Consider the following 18,468-nt stretch of genomic DNA (forward strand, 5'->3'; position numbering starts at 1 on the left):
GACTAAGTTAGCAACCATTCCGACAAGCTTAGGCGGTGGTACAAAAATTGGGGACCATTATAGTTCTCAGCGGTCCTCAGCGTCTCTTTGTTATGCTCTTTCTCCAGAGCATCTTTGGGACGCGGGTAGAGGTAGAGTTTCAGAAACTCATACTGTCGTTGCTCACCGTCCCAATTGTCTAAGTAGAGGCTGAGTTTACCGCTTGCTAACGGCTTTTTCCTGAGTTTGATAGCCATACCCTGTTTTGCCTTTGTTTGGATGTTGTAATCCAAGGGTAAACATACAAATAAGTTGCAAAAACGAGTAACAAATGAGTAACAAGAAACAACAAAACAAGGTCAAACCAACAGAAAACAGCAAAGGCCTAAAACAGTAAAAGCCCTGATAATCAGGGCTTTTACTTGACTCTTTGTTTCCCTTTTTAGAGGGGGTGGTACCAGGAGCGGGAGTCACACCTACTTAATTTGACTAATTGCCTCTTTCATTAAAAACCATCAATTATAGCCATTCTTAATGCTCAAAGCCACTATTTAGTTCTGTCAAAATTAAGTAGAGTATAGATAGATTAAAATAAATTAAGTAATTCCGTACACCGTTCCGTATACCTTCTTAACTTTGGTATACGGAAATAATCAACCGTTTACTGTGTATGGCCCGCACCTCTGATTCGCCCGTTACCTATTTGCTTCGCGATCCGAAAGCCAAAAGACCCACTCCGATTAATTGTATCGTCCGATTCGATAACCAGCGGGTTAACGTTGGAACACGCTTCAAAATACTATCTGCTCACTGGAACGCGAAGACCAGCCGCGTAAAAAATGTCGTCGATGCTACCGATAAAGACGAGATTAATCGGTTTCTAAGTGATCTGGAAGAGGTTATCAAACGCATTATTATTGATCTCAGGGCTGATCGGCAGTTGACCAAAGAAGCAGTCAGGCAACGAATCGACGCTTATTTAAAGCCAGCGCCTTCACTAGCCGCGCCAGCAGTCTCCACGTTATTTAGCTTCATTGCTGACTACATCGAGCGGGCGCCAAAACGGATTAATCCAGAAACCGGTAAGCATGTTAAGTATCGTACCATCCAGCGGTACAAAACCGCGTTCAATGGTCTTCGTGCGTTTGCTGATACCTATAAACGGGCGGTAGACTTCGATACCATCGACCTGGATTTTTATGAAGATTTTACCAGTTGGCTTACCTTCACTAAAGGCTATTCGGCCAATAATGTCGGCAAGTACATACAGATGCTGAAGTCATTTCTCAATGATGCAACCGCCCGGGGAATAACGGTGAGGCAGGATTATCGAAATAGAGCCTTCAAGGTAATTAGCGAGAATACGGATGCTATCTACCTAAGTGAAGTGGAACTACACAGGCTGATGAATATGGATTTAAGCCATAATCAGCGTTTAGAACGGGTTCGGGATCTGTTTCTGGTCGGATGCTATACGGGTTTACGATTCTCTGATTTGACAAACCTACGCCCCGAATACATCAACGATGGCTTCATTCGGATTGAGCAACAGAAGACCACTGATCGAGTTGTTATCCCCTGCCACCAGGTAGTAACGCTGATGCTCAACAAATACGAGGGAACCTTACCCCGCAGTATTTCCAACCAGAAGATGAATGACTATCTGAAAGAAGTTTGTCAGTTGGGTGGGCTTGATAGTTTGGAAAGTACATCACAGACCAAAGGAGGCAAGCGCGTGACAAAAATTCAAAAAAAATGGGAATTAGTCAGCACGCACACGGCCCGGAGATCATTTGCAACGAATATGTACTTATTAGGTATTCCGGCCATGACCATTATGCAGATTACCGGCCACCGCACAGAAAAAGCGTTCATGCGCTATATCAAACTTGACCGGGAGCAACACGCTAAAGTCATGGCTCTGCATTGGCAGAAGCAGTTGCAAGTAATGCCATTTACGATTGCCAGTTAAACACAAAAGCCCGCTACAGTCTGGACCACCGTAACGGGCAAAAAACTAACTTAATCAAGATGGAAACCACAAACGACGATCAAGGGTTCGACTTTTCTTCTGTATGGATGAATGATCCAGATGAAATTGCCAGAAGGTTAGTTGCAGACCCAAAACTATTTCAAAAATTACATCCTCAATATATTGAAGAACTTTGCGAGACACATAGGCAAAAGATAATTAACGATCCTATGTTTTACGTTGTTGATACCCGAAGATTTTTAGAGATGCTGCCCGCAAATATTGACGATGCAAAAAGAGGAGCAGACTCCACCAAACTTAGGAAGTTGAAGGTACTACAGGATAACATAGAATACATTTTATGCCCCAGCCCACCTATTCATCCGATAATTATTGAGTTCATTAATGAGCATGATGAGGAATTATATGACTACCTACTTATAGTACGGGAACTGATACGAAAAATAACTGATAATACTCCAACACAGGAGGCACCAACACCTAAAGCTGAAGAGGCACAGTATAAGACATTTGAGGAATTATTTATTTCTCCAGCTAACATAAATAAGTGCCTTGATGTGTTACGTGCTTACCGTCCTGAAAAACCAATACTTGGCGAAGGTACTAATTGGTTAGGTGGCCCAAATGCGAAGGCAGTACTGATAGCTTGGATAGAGCGAATGGAATCTATGAACCCCCAGAAGATTAACAAACTAAGCAATCGTAAACAATTAGTTGCTCTTTTAAACGCGTATTTCCCTGCCCTCAAAATGGGGATTTTTGCCCGTTCGTTTGATAACATCATAGATGCCGACATCAAAGACAAAATCACGGCAATGATGCCTGAATAAGTGCGAATGATGCGAATTTTGCATTCGTACATCATTCGCACTTGCAACCGCCCCCAGCCAGCAAACTTGCACCATGTTTTACGCCAAACAACGCGCAACATGGATATAATAGTTATGCCCGCTGAGCAAGTGCGGACAATGATGATCGAAGCGGCAAGCCTTGCCGTTAAGCACAATCTTCCCCCAGCACCATTATCCTCTAATTCGCCCGAACCTGTATCGCCCGAAGAACTCTGTAAGCGGCTGGAAATATCAAAGCCAACGGCCTGGGCATGGGAAAAGAAAGGTATTATTTGCGGCTATCACCTGGGAAATCGCAAGTACTTCATTTGGCAAGAGGTGATGTCTTCGCTTAAAAAGGCGGGTGAGTCAGCATGATCTCTCGCCCCACCTCCGCCCCTCTTCTTCACGATATCGCCCGAGAAATCCGAACCGTCGCTAAGATTTGGCACATCACCAAAACCGACGACGGGTTGCTTTTTCGTGCCGAAATGGGCCATCGCCAATTCCGAGTATTCGTCTCAAAACCGGGCCTCCCCGCGCTTGCTGAGGTCCCGGTGGAGAAGGGCAGCCCCGTTCATCTGGTCACTGACCTGCTTATACTCCGCCGTTGGCTTCGTGGCATTTGATCAACTATAGCTCTTACAAACCAGAACGGGCAGCCCACCCTCTACAGTACGGCTACCCATTCTAAAAACCTCTTCAAAACCGATGCAATTTATCCAGAATGAGCCAGTAACCCAAACTGAATTGCCTGTTTTTTCGTGGGCCAAAAATCACCACGATAAACAGTTCAAAGAGACAACTCCGGCTGAAGTATTTCAAGTTCTACGGGCGAAAAAAACCGAGGAACTTAGCGAAAAATTAGTACGCATACCTGAATCTGAGAGAATTAAATTCAGACTGGAAAACTTCCCCGTCGCGTACCCGAATTGCCAAACAACTGATGGGAAAAATGCTGATTCTTTCAGTGGGCTGGTATTCATTTTTATAGAAATTAATTCTGTCCGATTTCAGGAAGTCTATGCAGGACTGGCTCGTGATCCGAATGTTTTTCTACGTTTCACGAACTCGTTTCGCAACAAGCTTTACGTCTTACTTCTGGCTGAATATATTCCCCAGGATGTCGCCGAGTTTCACACGTATTTTAATGCTGCGGTGAACTACCTCCGTGGTCGATACCAACTGACAGATGAGGAACTGGCTTTAGTAAATGACAGCCCAACGGCACGTTGCTTTTTAGAATATGATGCTCAGGTTTGGTCAAACTTTTTTCCGGACCCGATCTGTATTGCTCAGACCACCGAGCGGGGCGGCACCGCTCCGAAGTTAAGTTCGAACAACTTGCTGGACGAGCTTCAAACGGAGCGGCAACAGGCCGAGCAGCAACAAGATGAACGAAAGCAGGTTATTGAGCAGCGTGACTCCAATCATTCCGAAGAATCACAACCAGGAACTGGTTCTTTGCAGGAAGAACTTGAGCAGGAGCGCAAAAAGGCAGAACAGCGTCAGGGAAAGGATGAAACTCAAACTATTTTCACAACCAATAGCTCGTTGATACTTGAGCAGATGCTGGCTGCCGTCGAAAAAGTTGATTTTCGGAAGGAATTAGCTATCACTGATCCAGAAGCCAAAGTGAAACAACCTGACACGCTGGTTATTGTAGCCAACCAGGTTCGCAAACTGGCGGAGAGTCGGCAGTGGGCAATAACGTTGCGAGAAGAAGTAATCTATCTGTATAATGGCCAGTATTGGCAGCCACTGGAGGAAAATCAGGTGAAACATTTCCTCTCCCAAGCCGCTGAAAAAATGGGCGTTCGCGCGGCTGACACGCAATATTACGAGTTCAAGGACCGACTTTACAAGCAACTTCTCTCATCTTCTTTTCACCCAATTTCCGAACTTGAAGAGGGCCGGGTTCTGGTAAACTTGAATAACGGCACGTTTGAAGTAAACCAAAATGGGGGGCGGCTTCGGGACTTTTGCAAAAAAGACTTTCTCCGCTATCAGCTTCCATTTAGCTACGACCCGGCGGCTGAGTGCCCCCGATTTCTGGCGTATTTGAACCGTGTTTTACCCGAAAAAGCACTACAGGATATTCTATCGGAATTTCTGGGGTACGTATTTCTTCGAGAGCCAAAACTGGAGAAATGCCTCGTCCTGTACGGTGTCGGCGCGAACGGTAAATCTGTGTTTTATGAAGTGTCATCGGCGCTGTTGGGCGCAGAAAACGTACTGACGTTCGGGTTAGCTCACTTCAAGCATGAGTATAACCGGGCCGCCTTATCCGGCAAGTTGCTCAATTACGGTTCAGAGTTGAACGCGGGGTTGGAAAATGACCTGTTCAAGCAGATTGTCAGCGTTGAACCACTCCAGGCGCGACTACCTTACGGCAAACCGTTTGTCATTCGTAACTACGCTAAGATGGCCTTCAATGCCAATGAATTACCACGCGATGCCGAGCATACGGAAGCGTTTTTTCGGCGGCTATTAATTGTGCCCTTCGACGTAATAATTCCGGAATCCGAACGCGACCCCGACCTGGCCAATTTTATTATCCGTCACGAACTGGCGGGTGTATTTAATTGGGTTCTCACAGGGCTGAATCGACTACTGAAACGTCGGGCATTTACCGAGAGTCCGGCGGTTCGATCGGCTGTTGAGCAGTACCGGAAGGAGTCGGACACGGTGGCCCTGTTCCTGGAAGAACAGGGCTATGTCCCATCGGCTGACGCACCTATCCCCTTAAAAAATTTCTACAGCGAATATCGAGCATTTTGCACGGATAACGGAAACCGGCCACTGAGCCAACAGAACTTTTCTACTCGTTTGCAGCGGCACTTAGGGTTCACAGTTAAGCGGCAAAGTGCCGGTAATGTGGTCTTCGCCAAGCTGACAGACCAGTCCGTTTAAAAAATCTTTTTTGTTTGCTCTGCATTGTCTACACGCTCTACATTTTTAAGGCTATGTCATAAGTAAAATGTAGATGATGTAGGGAATGCAGAGGTAAAATAAAAACTTATTTTATGAGCCAGCTATCTGACCAACTCGAAACGGACTATGGTACGGCCATTCTCGAAGAACTAATTGGTGAAAGTCTGACCCGCAAAGGCCAACCCGTGCGGCTCTTCGACCAGACCGCTAAAAGTGCCGAAGCCTATTATCCATCGGACGAACAGGGCAAAGCCTACGTACAGAATTTTCAGGAAGCCCGGCGGTGGTATCCCCTCACCGCCTGGATGGAAGCGCACGATCTGGATTGGAAAACCGCCGTTGAGGAACTGGCTTTGCGATACTTAGGTGAGGTCGCACTATCGGGTAAACGCAGCCATAAGGCCCGCCCCAGACCTGCTCTTGTTCCGGTCTTCAAGGCTCCGCCCAATTACCATGACCCGGCCTTAGTAACAGCAACATTGGGAAATTACGAGTGTAACAACATTGCCATTTACCTGCGCCGACTGCTGGGCACCCCAAACGCTGATGAACTGCTGAGTCGTTTCCGGGTCGGCACCTGCCCGGAAGGCATTGCCCCTGAGTGGCGAAGGTCAACCATCTACTGGCAGATTGACGAGCAGGGCCGCGTTCATTGCGGAAAGATTGTTTACCACAGTCCGGCAACCGGCAGGCGAATGAAGGAGAAAGGCTCCGACTTTGACCGCGTTTTCTGGTGGCACGACGTGCGGGCGATGCGGGATTTCAACCTGGTTCAATGCTTTTACGGACTCCATCAAATAGCCACCCAACCGATAACTAAACCCATTGCCCTTGTCGAGTCAGAAAAGACGGCCATCATCGCGACCGCCTTCGAGCCGGGATTTATCTGGCTGGCCTGCGGGGGACTAAGCCAACTTCATGCCGATAAATTCAAGCCGTTAGCAGGCAGGCAAATTGTCCTCTTCCCGGACCTGGGTGGCTTCAGTCAATGGCAGGCAAAAGCGGACGAGCTAAAGCGCATCGGCTGTCAGATCATCGTCTCGAAGGCGCTGGAAGGCAGGGCAACAAGTCTTGAACGATACGACGGCCTTGACATTGCTGACTTTCTGACCCGCTACCGCTGTCCCCATAGTGGCAGGGTGCTTAATGAAGTAGATGGCTATCCAAGTCTGTGGGACTGCGAACCGCAGAATCCTGTTCCAACCATCAAACCTATTTCACTCACCGATTACCTGAACCGAAATGATAAATTTTAACAACCACAACTACAGCCCCGACCAGATAGCTCAGATAGCAGTTGTGTAACAACGGCGATTAGCCGACCTACAACAACTCCCCCGGTGGAGCAACAGCCAGTTTGAGGAGGTGCTATTTTGCCTGCAAACCTGGGACGATAAGCACCAGCAATGGGCGCAGAACATCGAAGCCATTCAGGACCTGGCCTTCGAGGTGCGGGTGCCCGATGGCTACGCCCACAAATTGCAGCAGCTACTTCAACACTGGGCAACGACCAATCAACTCACCTAAACCAACACCCTGCCATACCCATTATTGAATCGACCCCAAATCATCAACTTTACCTGGATGATTTGGGGGGCGTATTGATACTCGTCCTGCACGACCAGCAGAGCGGTGATGTCTACTACACCCTGCCCAGCATGGCCCGCCTGCTGGATGCATTAGCATTGATGATACTCAATCAACCAATTACTCAAGCGTGATGTGGATGGGCCTGAAAGCCGCCGGATTAACGTAGAAGGTGTGATTGGCCTTGCCATAGGCGACCAGCCTGGCCCGCAGCAGTTCGGTCTTTGCCCGGGATATATTGGCCGAATGATGGCTGAAGAGCGTCCGCAGTTCGCGGGTCGGGCAATAACTAATACCCGTGCTGGCATCCACCCGGGCGGCAATAACCAGCAGGACCCGCAGGGCTGGGGGCGAGAGCGAAATCAGCAGGGTGAGCGTGTAGTCGTCGGGCTGGAACACTGAGCGGGCATAGGCTTTTTTCTCACCTATAAAGGGATTGGTGCTGTAGGTGGCATGGTCTCTCAGATTTCGCATGGTGTTCGAGGGCCAGAGGATGTCGCTGACGGTCAGGTGAATATAATTAAAAATCATAATATCCTCACTAAGTTATCGACGAGAGGCAGAAGGATAGCCATACCTACTAGATTATACCCCATCGCCCTAATTATCAGCCTTGGTTCTAACTCAACCGGAGATGGCGTAAAAACGGTTGCTTCTGTTCTGATGACTGTGGGAATTAGCGTTGGTATAAATGGGATTTATCTCCTGCCAAAAGCCAGTTGTCTGCCGTGGTCTGGCCGGGAAGGTTTGGCGACAGCATAGCCCCTAGACCCCTACCCGTAGTGGCTTCCTAAGACGGGTACCTGTAGAGGGACGTGTAAACTACCCCCCATAGGGGTGGATGCTGCCAGAGATAAACTGATTTATTAAAAGCATCTGCGTCTGGGACTATCCCCTCTGCTCCCTACCTGGCTGAAGCGTTTTTTTGTGCCCTCCTGCTGTTTTGCCAGCTTAGTTGAAAAGGGAGGTAAGGGCAGGTTATACTAGGCCGGTTGCTCTTGGGTCTTGGGATGGCATCAAGCTGGTCAGAGCGAAGTTAGAAAAAAAGGAGGTTTTCTTGAACGATTTCCAGCAGTAGCTGATATTAACACAACTCATTCAATGGTAACGAAATGACGAGTTCATTAAAAAGCAGTCGTTACCCTTTTGTTGGACGAAATGGCCAGTTGAGTAGGAGGGGAGCCTGTATGGATATAAACAGGTAATTGGCGTAAAGAAAACCCGACGCAACCTATACCAGAAACTTGACGAGGGGTTATTGAGCTATTTTTTGCTTAAAGGAAACGGAGCAGCCCTATCCTTGTAAAATCACTTGATTAACTTATATCATTTCTTAGGCTGATTCTGAAATAATCAGTACTGATGGCATAGAGCAGCAGGCTTTAATAGAATTGAGCTAACTACGAACTGTAGCAATCTATGGCAAAAAAGCGCATTTGACGGTTGCCGAGGTAATCGAAATAAAATTATTTAGTTATTTTTCTTAATAATTTAGGGATTCCTCCGCTTTGCTCTACTGTAGGGGTAGTAAGGCGAATCTGTATGGCGATCCTTGGTTTAAAGCAGTTCGATGACGGCCAATTGGTAAGCTTTCTTCAGGAGGGCAAAATTAGTGCTTTTGAAGAAATCTACCGGCGCTACTGCTACAAACTCTACTGCATTGCCTTTCATCAGACAGGTGTTCGGGAGGAGGCCGAAGAACTGGTTCAGGAAGTGTTCCTGAGCCTTTGGCACCGACGCTCAGCCGTGCAAATTCGTCACTTGGATTTATACCTGACGCTGGCCATTAAGAACCAGGTGTACGACTTCATTAAGGGTCAAATCAACATCCGAAAGTATCAGGAGTATCTTATCTTCCAGGAAATACAGCAGCATAGCAGCACCGACGATATTGTAAACGTGGCTGATCTTACCCAGGCCATCCAGATGGCATTGGCTCGTTTACCGGAAAAAAGTGCGGAGGTCTTCCGGCGGAGCCGTTTCGAGAATCAGTCCGTCCGGGAAATCGCCGATAGCCTGCACATGAGCGAAAAAGCCGTGGAGTACCACATTACCAAATCGCTCAAATTCCTGAAGGAAAATCTACAAGCCTACCTGACCGATAATTGACACCACTCAACCGCTGCGCCCCCATGACCCAACAGGAATTCAATATGTTGTCAAAAAAATATGTTGACTGCCAGGCGACCGAGGAGGAGGAAGCGCTCCTGCTAACCTGGCTGGCCGCCCAACCCAGTCGAACGGAAACGGGTCTGTCGGAACCGCAGAAACAAACGCTTCAACGACAACTCTGGCGTCGGATTCATCACCAGATCCAGCCCCGTATACTGGGGATGCCCACCCGCCAACTCGCCTGGCTGACGGGTGTAGCCGCTTGTGTAGTTCTCGGCTATTTTGGGTTGAAACAGGTTGTTTTGCCCCATACGTCCTCACCGTCAGTTGTCAATAATCGAATCAAAACCCCGTCGGGCATCGACATTCACAATACGACCCTGACCGAGCAGTCCGTCAAATTGAAAGATGGCACGCTGGTTTGGCTTAAACCCAACAGCAGTATTCTCTACGACAAATCATTCAACCTAACCAAACGAACCGTTTACCTGAAAGGAGAGGCTTTTTTTAAGGTTCATCGGGATACTAATCGCCCGTTCATTGTCCACGCCGGCACATTAGTCACGGAGGTTTTGGGAACAAGTTTCCGAATCAAACCCCGCCTGACGACGGGGGAAATCGAAGTAGCCGTCACGACGGGACGGGTCTCCGTCTACGCCCAGCAGCCCCGTTTGCGGGCCGAACGCAATGGCGTTATTTTAACCCCTAACCAACGAGCCACGTTTAATCTGGCTTCCCAGACGATTGTACCGGCCATCGTGGAGAAGCCGGTTCCGTTATTTTCGGCGGAAGTAGCCAAGCCGGACTTAATGTTTCAATCGGCCTCGTTGCAAACCGTGCTGAACACCCTGACGCAACGGTATGGTATTGACTTCATCGTGGTTAATCCCAAGGCCCGTACCTGCCAGATTACGGCTGATTTAACGGGTTTGCCGCTGTTTACCCAACTCGACCTGATCTGTAAATCCATTGAAGCGACCTATGAGCAACGGGGTACGGTTGTCTTCATCACCGGCGATGGCTGTTAACCAAGAAGCCAGCGGTGTTGGTAGCACCGCCGGCTTCACTGAGTGGTCCTGCTGCAAACGTTAATCCGTCAGCGAGACCGTGTTTTTCAATCTCCAATTAAAAAACAGGCGGGCCGCGCTCGGCTAAAGCTATGAAAAGACCCTTACCAATTGCTAACCCACTGTGGATGGCTATGAAAATTACCCTTTACCAACTTGTGCTGGGCCTGCTCTGTAGCAGCTTAGTACTGGCTCGTCCAGGTTTCGCCCAAGATGTGTTGAACCGAACGATATCGATAAAAGCGAATGGTCTTGAGCTTCGGGAAGTACTTCAGCAGATTGAGCGGCATGCCGATGTTCGATTCGTTTACAGCACGAAGATTCAGACGACCCAACGGGTAACCGTGCAGCTTACCAATCAGAAACTCTCGGTGGTATTGGCCGAGGTCCTTACGCCTATTTCTATTGGGTACGAGGTCGTTGAAAATCGAATACTGCTGAGAAGAGCAGTCCTCCAGCGTAGCTCTTTGCCCCCAACAGACATTACTCAGCCACAGGTAACATCGGCTGACCAAACCATCACCGGTACCGTCACCGATGAAAAAGGCGTCGGGCTGCCTGGTGTGAGTATCGTACTAAAAAATACCACCAAAGGAACGACAACCGAGCCGGACGGCAAATACCGAATCGACGTGCCTAACCGGAACGACGGCGCGGGAGAGACGACGCTGGTCTTCAGCTTTCTGGGGTACGTCTCGCAGGAAATTGTCGTGGGAAATCGGTCGGTTATTGATATTTCGCTGGCAACCGACTCCAAATCACTCGATGAAGTCGTGGTGACTGCCTTCGGTATTAAACGCGACCAAAAGGCCCTGGGCTATGCTGCCCAGAAAGTAGAGGGCGAGCAGCTTTCGGCGGTGGGCAACACCAACCTGCAAAACTCCCTACAAGGCAAGGCCGCCGGGGTGCAGGTGCGCCTTAGCAGCGGTATGCCGGGCCGGCCGGCATTGGTTAACATCCGAGGTTCGCGCTCGATTACCGGCTCCAACGAGCCGCTCTACGTCATCGATGGCCTGCCGGTGGCGGCGGGTAGCCGAAGCATTGATTTCAACCCCGCTGACGTAGAATCGGTGGACATCCTGAAGGGCGCAGCGGCTTCGGCGCTGTACGGGGTGAGGGCCTCCAACGGGGTGATTGTGATTACGACCAAAAGCGGAAAAAACGCCAGCCGAAAGCCGACGATTACGTTCGATTCCCAGATCGCCCAGGACCGGGTGAGTTTCCTACCCAAACTCCAGTACGAGTACGCCCAGGGTAACAACGACGTCTTCGATCAGAACGCCCTGTTTGCCTTTGGCCCGAAAATCAGTAGCCTCGGCACTTACACCAATTTGCTCGGCGAGCAGGAACAGGCGGCCTCATACCGCAACATGGACGACTTTTACGGCACAGGCACGACCTGGAACAATAACCTCGAAATCGCCCAGGGAGGGAGTTTCGGCAACTACGCCATCGGCCTGGGCCGTACCGACCAGACCGGCGTGATTGCTACCACTGGCCTGAAGCGCACCAACTTGAAATTCAACGGCCTCATGACGCCATTTGAAAAACTAAAAATCGGCTTGTCGCTCAACTACGCCGACATCAATGTCGATGATTTTCCCGACGAAGCGGGCAACACCGCCTTTTTCCGCACCGTGTACGAAACCCCGGCTTCGTACAACCTGGCGGGTAAACCCTTTGCCTCGCCGACGAATCCCTACCAGCAGATTTTCTTCCGGGCCGCCCAGAACAACCCGTACTGGATTCTGGCTAACAACTCGCGCAACATCCGAACCAACCGCACCTTCGGTAACCTGTTTCTGGAATACCAGCTTGCCCCCGGCCTGAAGGCCACCTATCGGGTAGGGCTGGATAATTTCAGCACTAAAACCGAGCGCTATGACGAACTAGGCACCGGCCCGACGGGCCGCACCACCCCGCCCAGCGGGGGGCAATTCATGCTGCAAAATCAGCAGGAAACTCAGCTCAATTCTAATTTTTTCCTAGCCTATGACAAAACCCTCAGCAAAGCCCTTTCGCTCAACTTTATCGTGGGCAATGAACTCTTCGACATCCGGCGATCGGGCAGTTCGACGAGCAGTTCCAACTTCGTGACGGGGGACTGGCCGAGCATCGCCAACGGCACCACCATCGTGTCCAGCAACAGCAACAATGCCCAACGAGTGGTGGGGTTTTACGGCAATGCTAACCTCGGCTTCCGCGAAATGCTCTACCTTACCCTCTCGGCCCGGAAGGATTATGCCTCCAACCTGCCCTCGGGGCGACGCTCGTTTCTGTACCCCTCGGCAGGGCTAAGTTTCGTAGTGACAGAGGCCGTTTCGTCACTTCGTAAGGTGTTCACCTTCGCCAAGATCCGGGCCAACTACGCCGAAGTAGGGCAATTGGGTCAGTTGTTTGTCAACGGTGTTGGGTACTCAGCGGCCAATCCGGGCTACCAGTTTCCGCTTAACGGTGTGGCGGGATTTCTGCCCAGCGGTACAAGCATTAGTTCGACGCTACGCCCCGAAAACACGCGCAGCGTTGAACTGGGCACCGAACTCCGGTTCCTGAAAAACCGCGTCAGCATCGATTACACTTACTTTCGGAGTTTGTCAGACGGGCAGATTTTCGGCATTCCGCTCGCTCCCTCCACAGGCTTTGGTAGCCAGGTGAGCAACGCGGGTAAGATGCTGTCGCGAGGGCACGAGGTGATGCTGCGGGTGACACCACTGAAAACCGCCGCGTTCAACTGGGACCTGAATGTCAATTTTTCGAAGTACAAAACTACGGTGGAAGCCCTCCCTGAGGGCCTGACCCGCATCCTGCTGGCCGACGCCAACGGGCAGGTGCAGTCGGTGGCCGAAAAAGGGCAGGTGTACCCTTCGTTCTACGGACGTCCCTACCAGCGCGACCCGGCTTCCGGCCAAATTGTCGTCAATTCCACGACCGGCATTCCGCTCCAAAATCCGGCGTTGCAGATTCTGGGAACGCCCAACCCCGATTTTGAAATCAATTTCATCAACACGTTCCGCTACCGCTCGCTCTCGCTTGGCTTCCAGGTGGATTGGCGCAAGGGCGGGTTGTTTTACTCGATGCTCCAGGCCGAATCGCGCACCAGGGGCCTGTCGGCGGAGACCCTCGACCGCGACGTGTCAGAGGTGATTCCGGGTAAAAAAGGCCGGTTCGTCAACAATCAGTTGGTCGTCGAGGGCGACAACGACATCGCCATCCGCAAACTCAATCCGTACTGGGCTGCGCTGTTCGTTATTCCCGAAGCCCAACTGGAAGATGCCTCGTTCGTACGCCTGCGGGAAGTCAACCTGACGTTCGACTTGCCTGGGACGCTCACCAAGAAAGTCGGCATGGCCGGGGCCAGCCTGTTTCTGACAGGCCGCAACCTGTTTCTAATGACGAAAACCTTCGTGGACCCCGAACTCAACATGACCAGCACCTTCGCCGGGTCAAGCGTGGGGAACTCAGTGGGGATCGAATGGTACCAGCAACCCCAGACCCGCAGCCTCGGTGGCGGCATCCGACTAAAGTTTTAACCTTCTTTCACGACTCTACTATGGAACCCAACCGATTTAATTCCGGGATAAAATGCCTCAGCCTCGGGATGTTGCTGGCGGTGTGCATGACGGCCTGTTCTGATAAGACCCTCAACGAAATCGACACCAACCCCAACATTATCACCGACGCCCCCCTAAACACAATTCTGCCCGCTTCACAGATGCTCGTATTTCAGCGGGTCGTCGGGCCGCTCTCCATCCAGAGCGGCTACCCCTCGGAGCAGACCAACTTTACGGGCATCAACACGGCCACCAAATTTCAGGTGGGCGGGGCGGCTACGTTCGGCGGTGGGGCTTGGACCAGCGGCTTCCAGGCCATCCGCTATTTCAACGACATCCGAAGCAAAGCTGAGGCCCAGAACCGGGTCGGTTACGGGGCTGTTGCCGACATTCTATCGGCCTATACGCTCTCGTTGCTTGTGGATGCCTTCGGCGACGTGCCCTACCGGGACGTGGCGCAGGAAGGGGTGCTCCAGCCCAAGTTTGAAAAGGCCCAGGACCTGTACGTCGAGATGCAGAAGCTCCTTGACACAGGCATTCAGAAGTGCGACCAGGCCACCACCGCCGCCAGCCGCCCGGGTAACGATGACCTGGTATTTAAAGGCAACATGGCGCTCTGGAAAAAAACGGCCTGGGGCCTGAAAGCCCGCCTTGCCAACCGGCTCAGCAACGTGAACCCCCAAGAATCGGCCCAGCAGGCCGTGTTGGCAGCGACCAACTCGTTCGCGGCCACGGAAGGATTTACCGTGACGAGCTACCAGACTAACCCCGAAAACGCCAACCCGGTTGCCAACAGCTTCATGAACGCTTCAACCTTCGTCATCGCCGACGGCATCGTGACGGCGATGAAATCGTTCCTTGACCCCGGCGAAGACGTGCTGGCCGACCCCCGAGCGAACATCTGGTTTACAAAAATCGGAGGGAAGGTGGTGACCCCGCCCACTAGCCGAGCCACTACCGACGTGACACTCAACGGCACGCTGTACTCCAAACCACTCTACCTGCAAAACCGCCCATCACCGCTGCCACTGCTGACCTACCCCGAGTTGAAATTTATCGAAGCCGAAGCCCAACTTCGGCTTGGTGACCGGGCGAAAGCCTACACTGCTTACGATGCGGCCGTCCGATCGGCCCTGAGCCAGGCGACCATCTTCAACGCGACCGTTGCGCTCACCACGGCGCAAATCAACGCGTACCTGGCCCGTCCGAAAGTATTGCCCGGTGCCGATAAGCTGACACTCAGGGACATCATCACTCAGAAGTACATTTTCCTGTTCTTATTTCAGAGCCAGGAAGCTTACAACGACGTGCGCCGAACGGGCCTGATTACCCTCAACGACCCCGAAGGCACAGCCAAGCGCTTCCCGTACCCGGTCGATGAGATTTCGCGCAACGCCAACGCTCCACAGCAATCCGACCAGAATACCGTGTACACCGACTTGGCGAGACTGTTCTGGGCGAAATTGTGAGGTCAAAACGACACGTTAAAGATTATGTGCAAAACACGATAGGTTGATAAAATGCCTGGATGAAGCGGCAGCTGCGGAGATAAAGGCTTTTCAATGTAGCCGCTTCATTTTTATCCGTATATAATCTTAAGCCAGTCGGCTCGATTCACGGAGAGTAGCCTAATACAAACCATGAAGGGCATGGAGTATTTATAACACAGGACGGCTTCGCACCCCTCTATTTCAAGCTACTTGATCTATTTTCAACAATGAGCAATCGTGAAACTATTTATTATTGGAAATGTGATCGCCAGTCAGTTTTGCAGCCGTTTCGCAACACAACTAAAGGAGGTCAGGAAGTTGATATTAATTCATCAGTTAGCACAGTATTAAATAAAGTTTTCGGATCAGTACCTTATTCATTTCGCCCATTAAATAGTCAGGGAAATCATATAACTTATATGATACAATCTGCTGGGGAAACATTTTTATTGAGAATAGAAAATGGTCCAGAAGGTGATAAATATATGGAAATTGAGACACTTATATTAGACATAGTAAGATCCGTTGGTGTACCAACACCAAAAGTTTATGAGTTTGATGTATCAAGAAGAAATGCCCCTTTCTCCTATCAGATTATGGAATACATCCATGCCAAAGATTTAAATATATTATGGAAAAATGAAAAAATAGATTTAAAAGATTTTGGATTTACTATCGGAAGCTATATTGCAAAGTGGCAGCAGATTCAACCCAGTGGGTTTGGTTTATTTAATCAGGAAATTCTATCGATTGAAAACTCGTTAATAGGACTTCATCGTACCTACCAGGATTATTTTATGTTAAATTGGAATAAGCACCTGGATTATTTATTAAAAAGCACATTTATTACTAAAGCTGATCATCACGAAATAAACTACTTGGTTGAAGTACATATGTCTTCTCTTCAACTTGCAAAAGGGGTGCTTGTTCACAAAGACTTAGCATTATGGAATATTCTCGGCACAGAGAGCACAGTAAAATCCTTCATTGATTGGGATGATGCGATTTCAGGCGATCCTACGGATGATATTTCCCTGCTAGCTTGTTTCCACTCCAGCGAATTTATAGACAATGTTTTAATGGGTTACAAATTCGTTAAAGATTTACCAGAGAATTTTTTAATTCGTTTTTGGTTGCATCTATTACGAAATATGATTGTAAAAGCCGTAATCAGGATCCACTTTGGATACTTTAACCGTGATCAGAGTTTTTTCTTAGTTGGCAGAGGTGAATCAGGAGAATCGTTGAAGAGTAGCACCAAAAGAAGGATTAAACTGGCTTGCGAGGGCTTGAAACATAAAGCAACGATTAGTAGCTTATGAACAATCAAAGCATACCAGAACAAAATCAAAGGCGGTTAGGCATGGGGACATGGCTCTCAATAGGGTCTCCAATTATTGCTGAACTTGTCTCCGCGTTTAATTTTGACTGGCTTGTAATCGATTTAGAGCACGGAATCACTACCGAATCATCTTTAATTTCGATTTTCCAGGCAATTCGAAATTTCGATATACGATTGGTAGTTAGAGTTCCATACGTAGACAGTGCCCTTATTAGTCGCGTGTTAGATTGGGGAGCTTCAGGAATTATGATACCTCATGTAGAGAGTCCATCTCAGGTAATTACGTGTCTAAATGCAATGAGATACCCACCATATGGCCAAAGAGGCTATTCGGGTAGTTCCAGGGTATATTCTTATGGAGTAAATAAGCCAAAAGACGTAAGAAATGTTGCGTTCCCATTGTTAGTGGTCCAAATAGAAAGTTATAAAGGAGTTGAACATTGCAACGCCATCGCTGAAGTGGAAGGTGTCGATGTACTTTTTGTTGGCCCATCGGATTTAGAATTGAGTTTACTTAGCCAATCTGATCAAAAAATTGGATACCAGGACGCCTTAAAAAAAGTAGTAGAATCAGCAAAAAATCATGAAAAACAGAGCGGCATATTAGTCTCAAATTTATCAGAAACAGAGCACTTTGTTCGGTTAGGATTTTCATGTTTAGCTGTTTCATCAGATATAGGTATTCTTCGAAATGGTTATCAATTAATAATTAATCAGTTGAACAGTATTCATGAATCAATGTAAATAACCATCCGATTCCGACAGAAGCCAATGAAAATAAATAGCGTCTTCGTTCCTTCAGTGTTTATTCTTTTTGCTGTTGTCGGCATTTCTCAAAGAAATCTTGAAAAAAAGATTCCAGAATACGATGAAGGTAAGGTGGAATTATTTCGTCAGTACTTATCGCTCAGGAAAAGCACTACTGCACCCCTATACAATGGGATTGTACTGCCCGAAGAATGGCCACCGAAGCATTTTTTGCCAGAATCCGAAGAACCTATGCCGGTGCCGTACCTGAAGAATCCACCCGCTGTGATTCCTATTGATGTGGGCAGGCAGTTATTTGTCGATGATTTTCTGGTGCAGAAAACCTCCCTTGTGCGCCGGTTTCACCAGGCTAAAAAGTTTGAAGGCAACCCTGTTTTCAGGCCGCAGAGCGCGGATGAAGTGGGGGGAACGGACGGAAAACGTTCGGTGGTCTATCTTCCTACTGGAGGCTTTTTTTATGACTGGGTCGAACAAACTTTCAAGATGTTTTACTCATCTGGTTGGTTGGGAGGCCTGGCGATGGCTACCAGTCAGGATTTGGTTCACTGGCAGCGGCCGGACTTAGGTCTGGCTGGTGGCAACCTGCTCCTGCCTAAAGGACCTGCCTACTCTGGCGAGAAGCTCGTCACGGCGGGCTCGAATAACAGCATCTGGCTGGACCTGGAAGCGGCTTCCCCCAAGGAGCGGCTCAAATACCTGACTTGCTGGATGCACGTGCCTGCCGACCAAAGGCCCCGCCATACCACCCACACCCTGCACGTGTCGGATGGCAGGAACTGGTCGAAGGCCCACCCCACAGGAAAGTATGGTGATTA

15 protein-coding genes are annotated in these 18,468 nt (G+C 49.3%); 13 read left to right on the forward strand and 2 right to left on the reverse strand.

Annotation, left to right across the window (positions count from 1 at the left end; all coding sequences use genetic code 11):
• Window positions 1–2 precede the first annotated feature (2 nt).
• On the reverse strand, window positions 3–272 hold the full coding sequence (locus tag ACYVI1_RS31520; protein ID WP_460915653.1) for an Arm DNA-binding domain-containing protein: 270 nt from the start codon (window positions 270–272) through the stop codon (window positions 3–5).
• A 377-nt stretch (window positions 273–649) separates the two neighbouring features.
• Here ACYVI1_RS31520 and ACYVI1_RS31525 point away from each other — a divergent pair, with 377 nt between their 5' ends.
• From ACYVI1_RS31525 to ACYVI1_RS31550, 6 genes are all read left to right on the forward strand, one after another.
• A complete protein-coding gene (locus ACYVI1_RS31525) occupies window positions 650–1,951 on the forward strand; it encodes a site-specific integrase (RefSeq protein WP_460915655.1) in 1,302 nt (433 codons plus the stop codon).
• A 59-nt stretch (window positions 1,952–2,010) separates the two neighbouring features.
• Complete coding sequence (locus ACYVI1_RS31530) at window positions 2,011–2,802, forward strand: hypothetical protein (protein WP_460915657.1); 792 nt, start codon at window positions 2,011–2,013, stop codon at window positions 2,800–2,802.
• Between the two features lie 99 nt (window positions 2,803–2,901).
• The gene (locus ACYVI1_RS31535; RefSeq protein WP_460915659.1) at window positions 2,902–3,180 is read left to right on the forward strand and encodes a helix-turn-helix domain-containing protein; all 279 of its coding nucleotides are present in this window, start codon (window positions 2,902–2,904) and stop codon (window positions 3,178–3,180) included.
• 333 nt (window positions 3,181–3,513) lie between these two features.
• The gene (locus ACYVI1_RS31540) at window positions 3,514–5,715 is read left to right on the forward strand and encodes a DNA primase family protein (protein WP_460915661.1); all 2,202 of its coding nucleotides are present in this window, start codon (window positions 3,514–3,516) and stop codon (window positions 5,713–5,715) included.
• Between the two features lie 113 nt (window positions 5,716–5,828).
• The gene (locus ACYVI1_RS31545; RefSeq protein ID WP_460915663.1) at window positions 5,829–6,992 is read left to right on the forward strand and encodes a DUF6371 domain-containing protein; all 1,164 of its coding nucleotides are present in this window, start codon (window positions 5,829–5,831) and stop codon (window positions 6,990–6,992) included.
• A 109-nt stretch (window positions 6,993–7,101) separates the two neighbouring features.
• A complete protein-coding gene (locus ACYVI1_RS31550) occupies window positions 7,102–7,263 on the forward strand; it encodes a hypothetical protein (RefSeq protein ID WP_460915665.1) in 162 nt (53 codons plus the stop codon).
• A 180-nt stretch (window positions 7,264–7,443) separates the two neighbouring features.
• On the opposite strand, the gene ACYVI1_RS31555 is transcribed toward ACYVI1_RS31550, so the two are convergent.
• Window positions 7,444–7,854 carry a hypothetical protein gene (locus tag ACYVI1_RS31555; protein WP_460907837.1) on the reverse strand — a complete coding sequence of 137 codons (411 nt, stop codon included), beginning with the start codon at window positions 7,852–7,854 and terminating at the stop codon, window positions 7,444–7,446.
• Window positions 7,855–8,865: 1,011 nt separating this feature from the next.
• Here ACYVI1_RS31555 and ACYVI1_RS31560 point away from each other — a divergent pair.
• The 7 genes from ACYVI1_RS31560 to ACYVI1_RS31590 form a co-directional block, all read left to right on the forward strand.
• A complete protein-coding gene (locus tag ACYVI1_RS31560; RefSeq protein ID WP_460915667.1) occupies window positions 8,866–9,432 on the forward strand; it encodes an RNA polymerase sigma-70 factor in 567 nt (188 codons plus the stop codon).
• Window positions 9,433–9,455: 23 nt separating this feature from the next.
• Window positions 9,456–10,463: a FecR family protein gene (locus tag ACYVI1_RS31565; protein ID WP_460915669.1), complete on the forward strand. Its 1,008-nt coding sequence runs from the start codon at window positions 9,456–9,458 to the stop codon at window positions 10,461–10,463.
• A 173-nt stretch (window positions 10,464–10,636) separates the two neighbouring features.
• Window positions 10,637–14,032 (forward strand): SusC/RagA family TonB-linked outer membrane protein, encoded by a 3,396-nt coding sequence (locus ACYVI1_RS31570; RefSeq protein WP_460915671.1) that lies wholly within the window; start codon window positions 10,637–10,639, stop codon window positions 14,030–14,032.
• Between the two features lie 20 nt (window positions 14,033–14,052).
• Window positions 14,053–15,522, forward strand: coding sequence for a SusD/RagB family nutrient-binding outer membrane lipoprotein (locus tag ACYVI1_RS31575; RefSeq protein WP_460915673.1), 1,470 nt, complete (start codon window positions 14,053–14,055; stop codon window positions 15,520–15,522).
• A gap of 248 nt (window positions 15,523–15,770) precedes the next feature.
• The gene (locus tag ACYVI1_RS31580; protein ID WP_460915675.1) at window positions 15,771–16,865 is read left to right on the forward strand and encodes an aminoglycoside phosphotransferase family protein; all 1,095 of its coding nucleotides are present in this window, start codon (window positions 15,771–15,773) and stop codon (window positions 16,863–16,865) included.
• Window positions 16,862–17,629 (forward strand): HpcH/HpaI aldolase family protein, encoded by a 768-nt coding sequence (locus ACYVI1_RS31585; RefSeq protein ID WP_460915677.1) that lies wholly within the window; start codon window positions 16,862–16,864, stop codon window positions 17,627–17,629. Before ACYVI1_RS31580 ends, ACYVI1_RS31585 begins: the two co-directional genes overlap by 4 nt.
• A gap of 27 nt (window positions 17,630–17,656) precedes the next feature.
• On the forward strand, window positions 17,657–18,468 hold an 812-nt coding region (locus tag ACYVI1_RS31590), incomplete at its 3' end, for a hypothetical protein (RefSeq protein WP_460915679.1).

Source organism: Spirosoma areae (assembly GCF_054781775.1).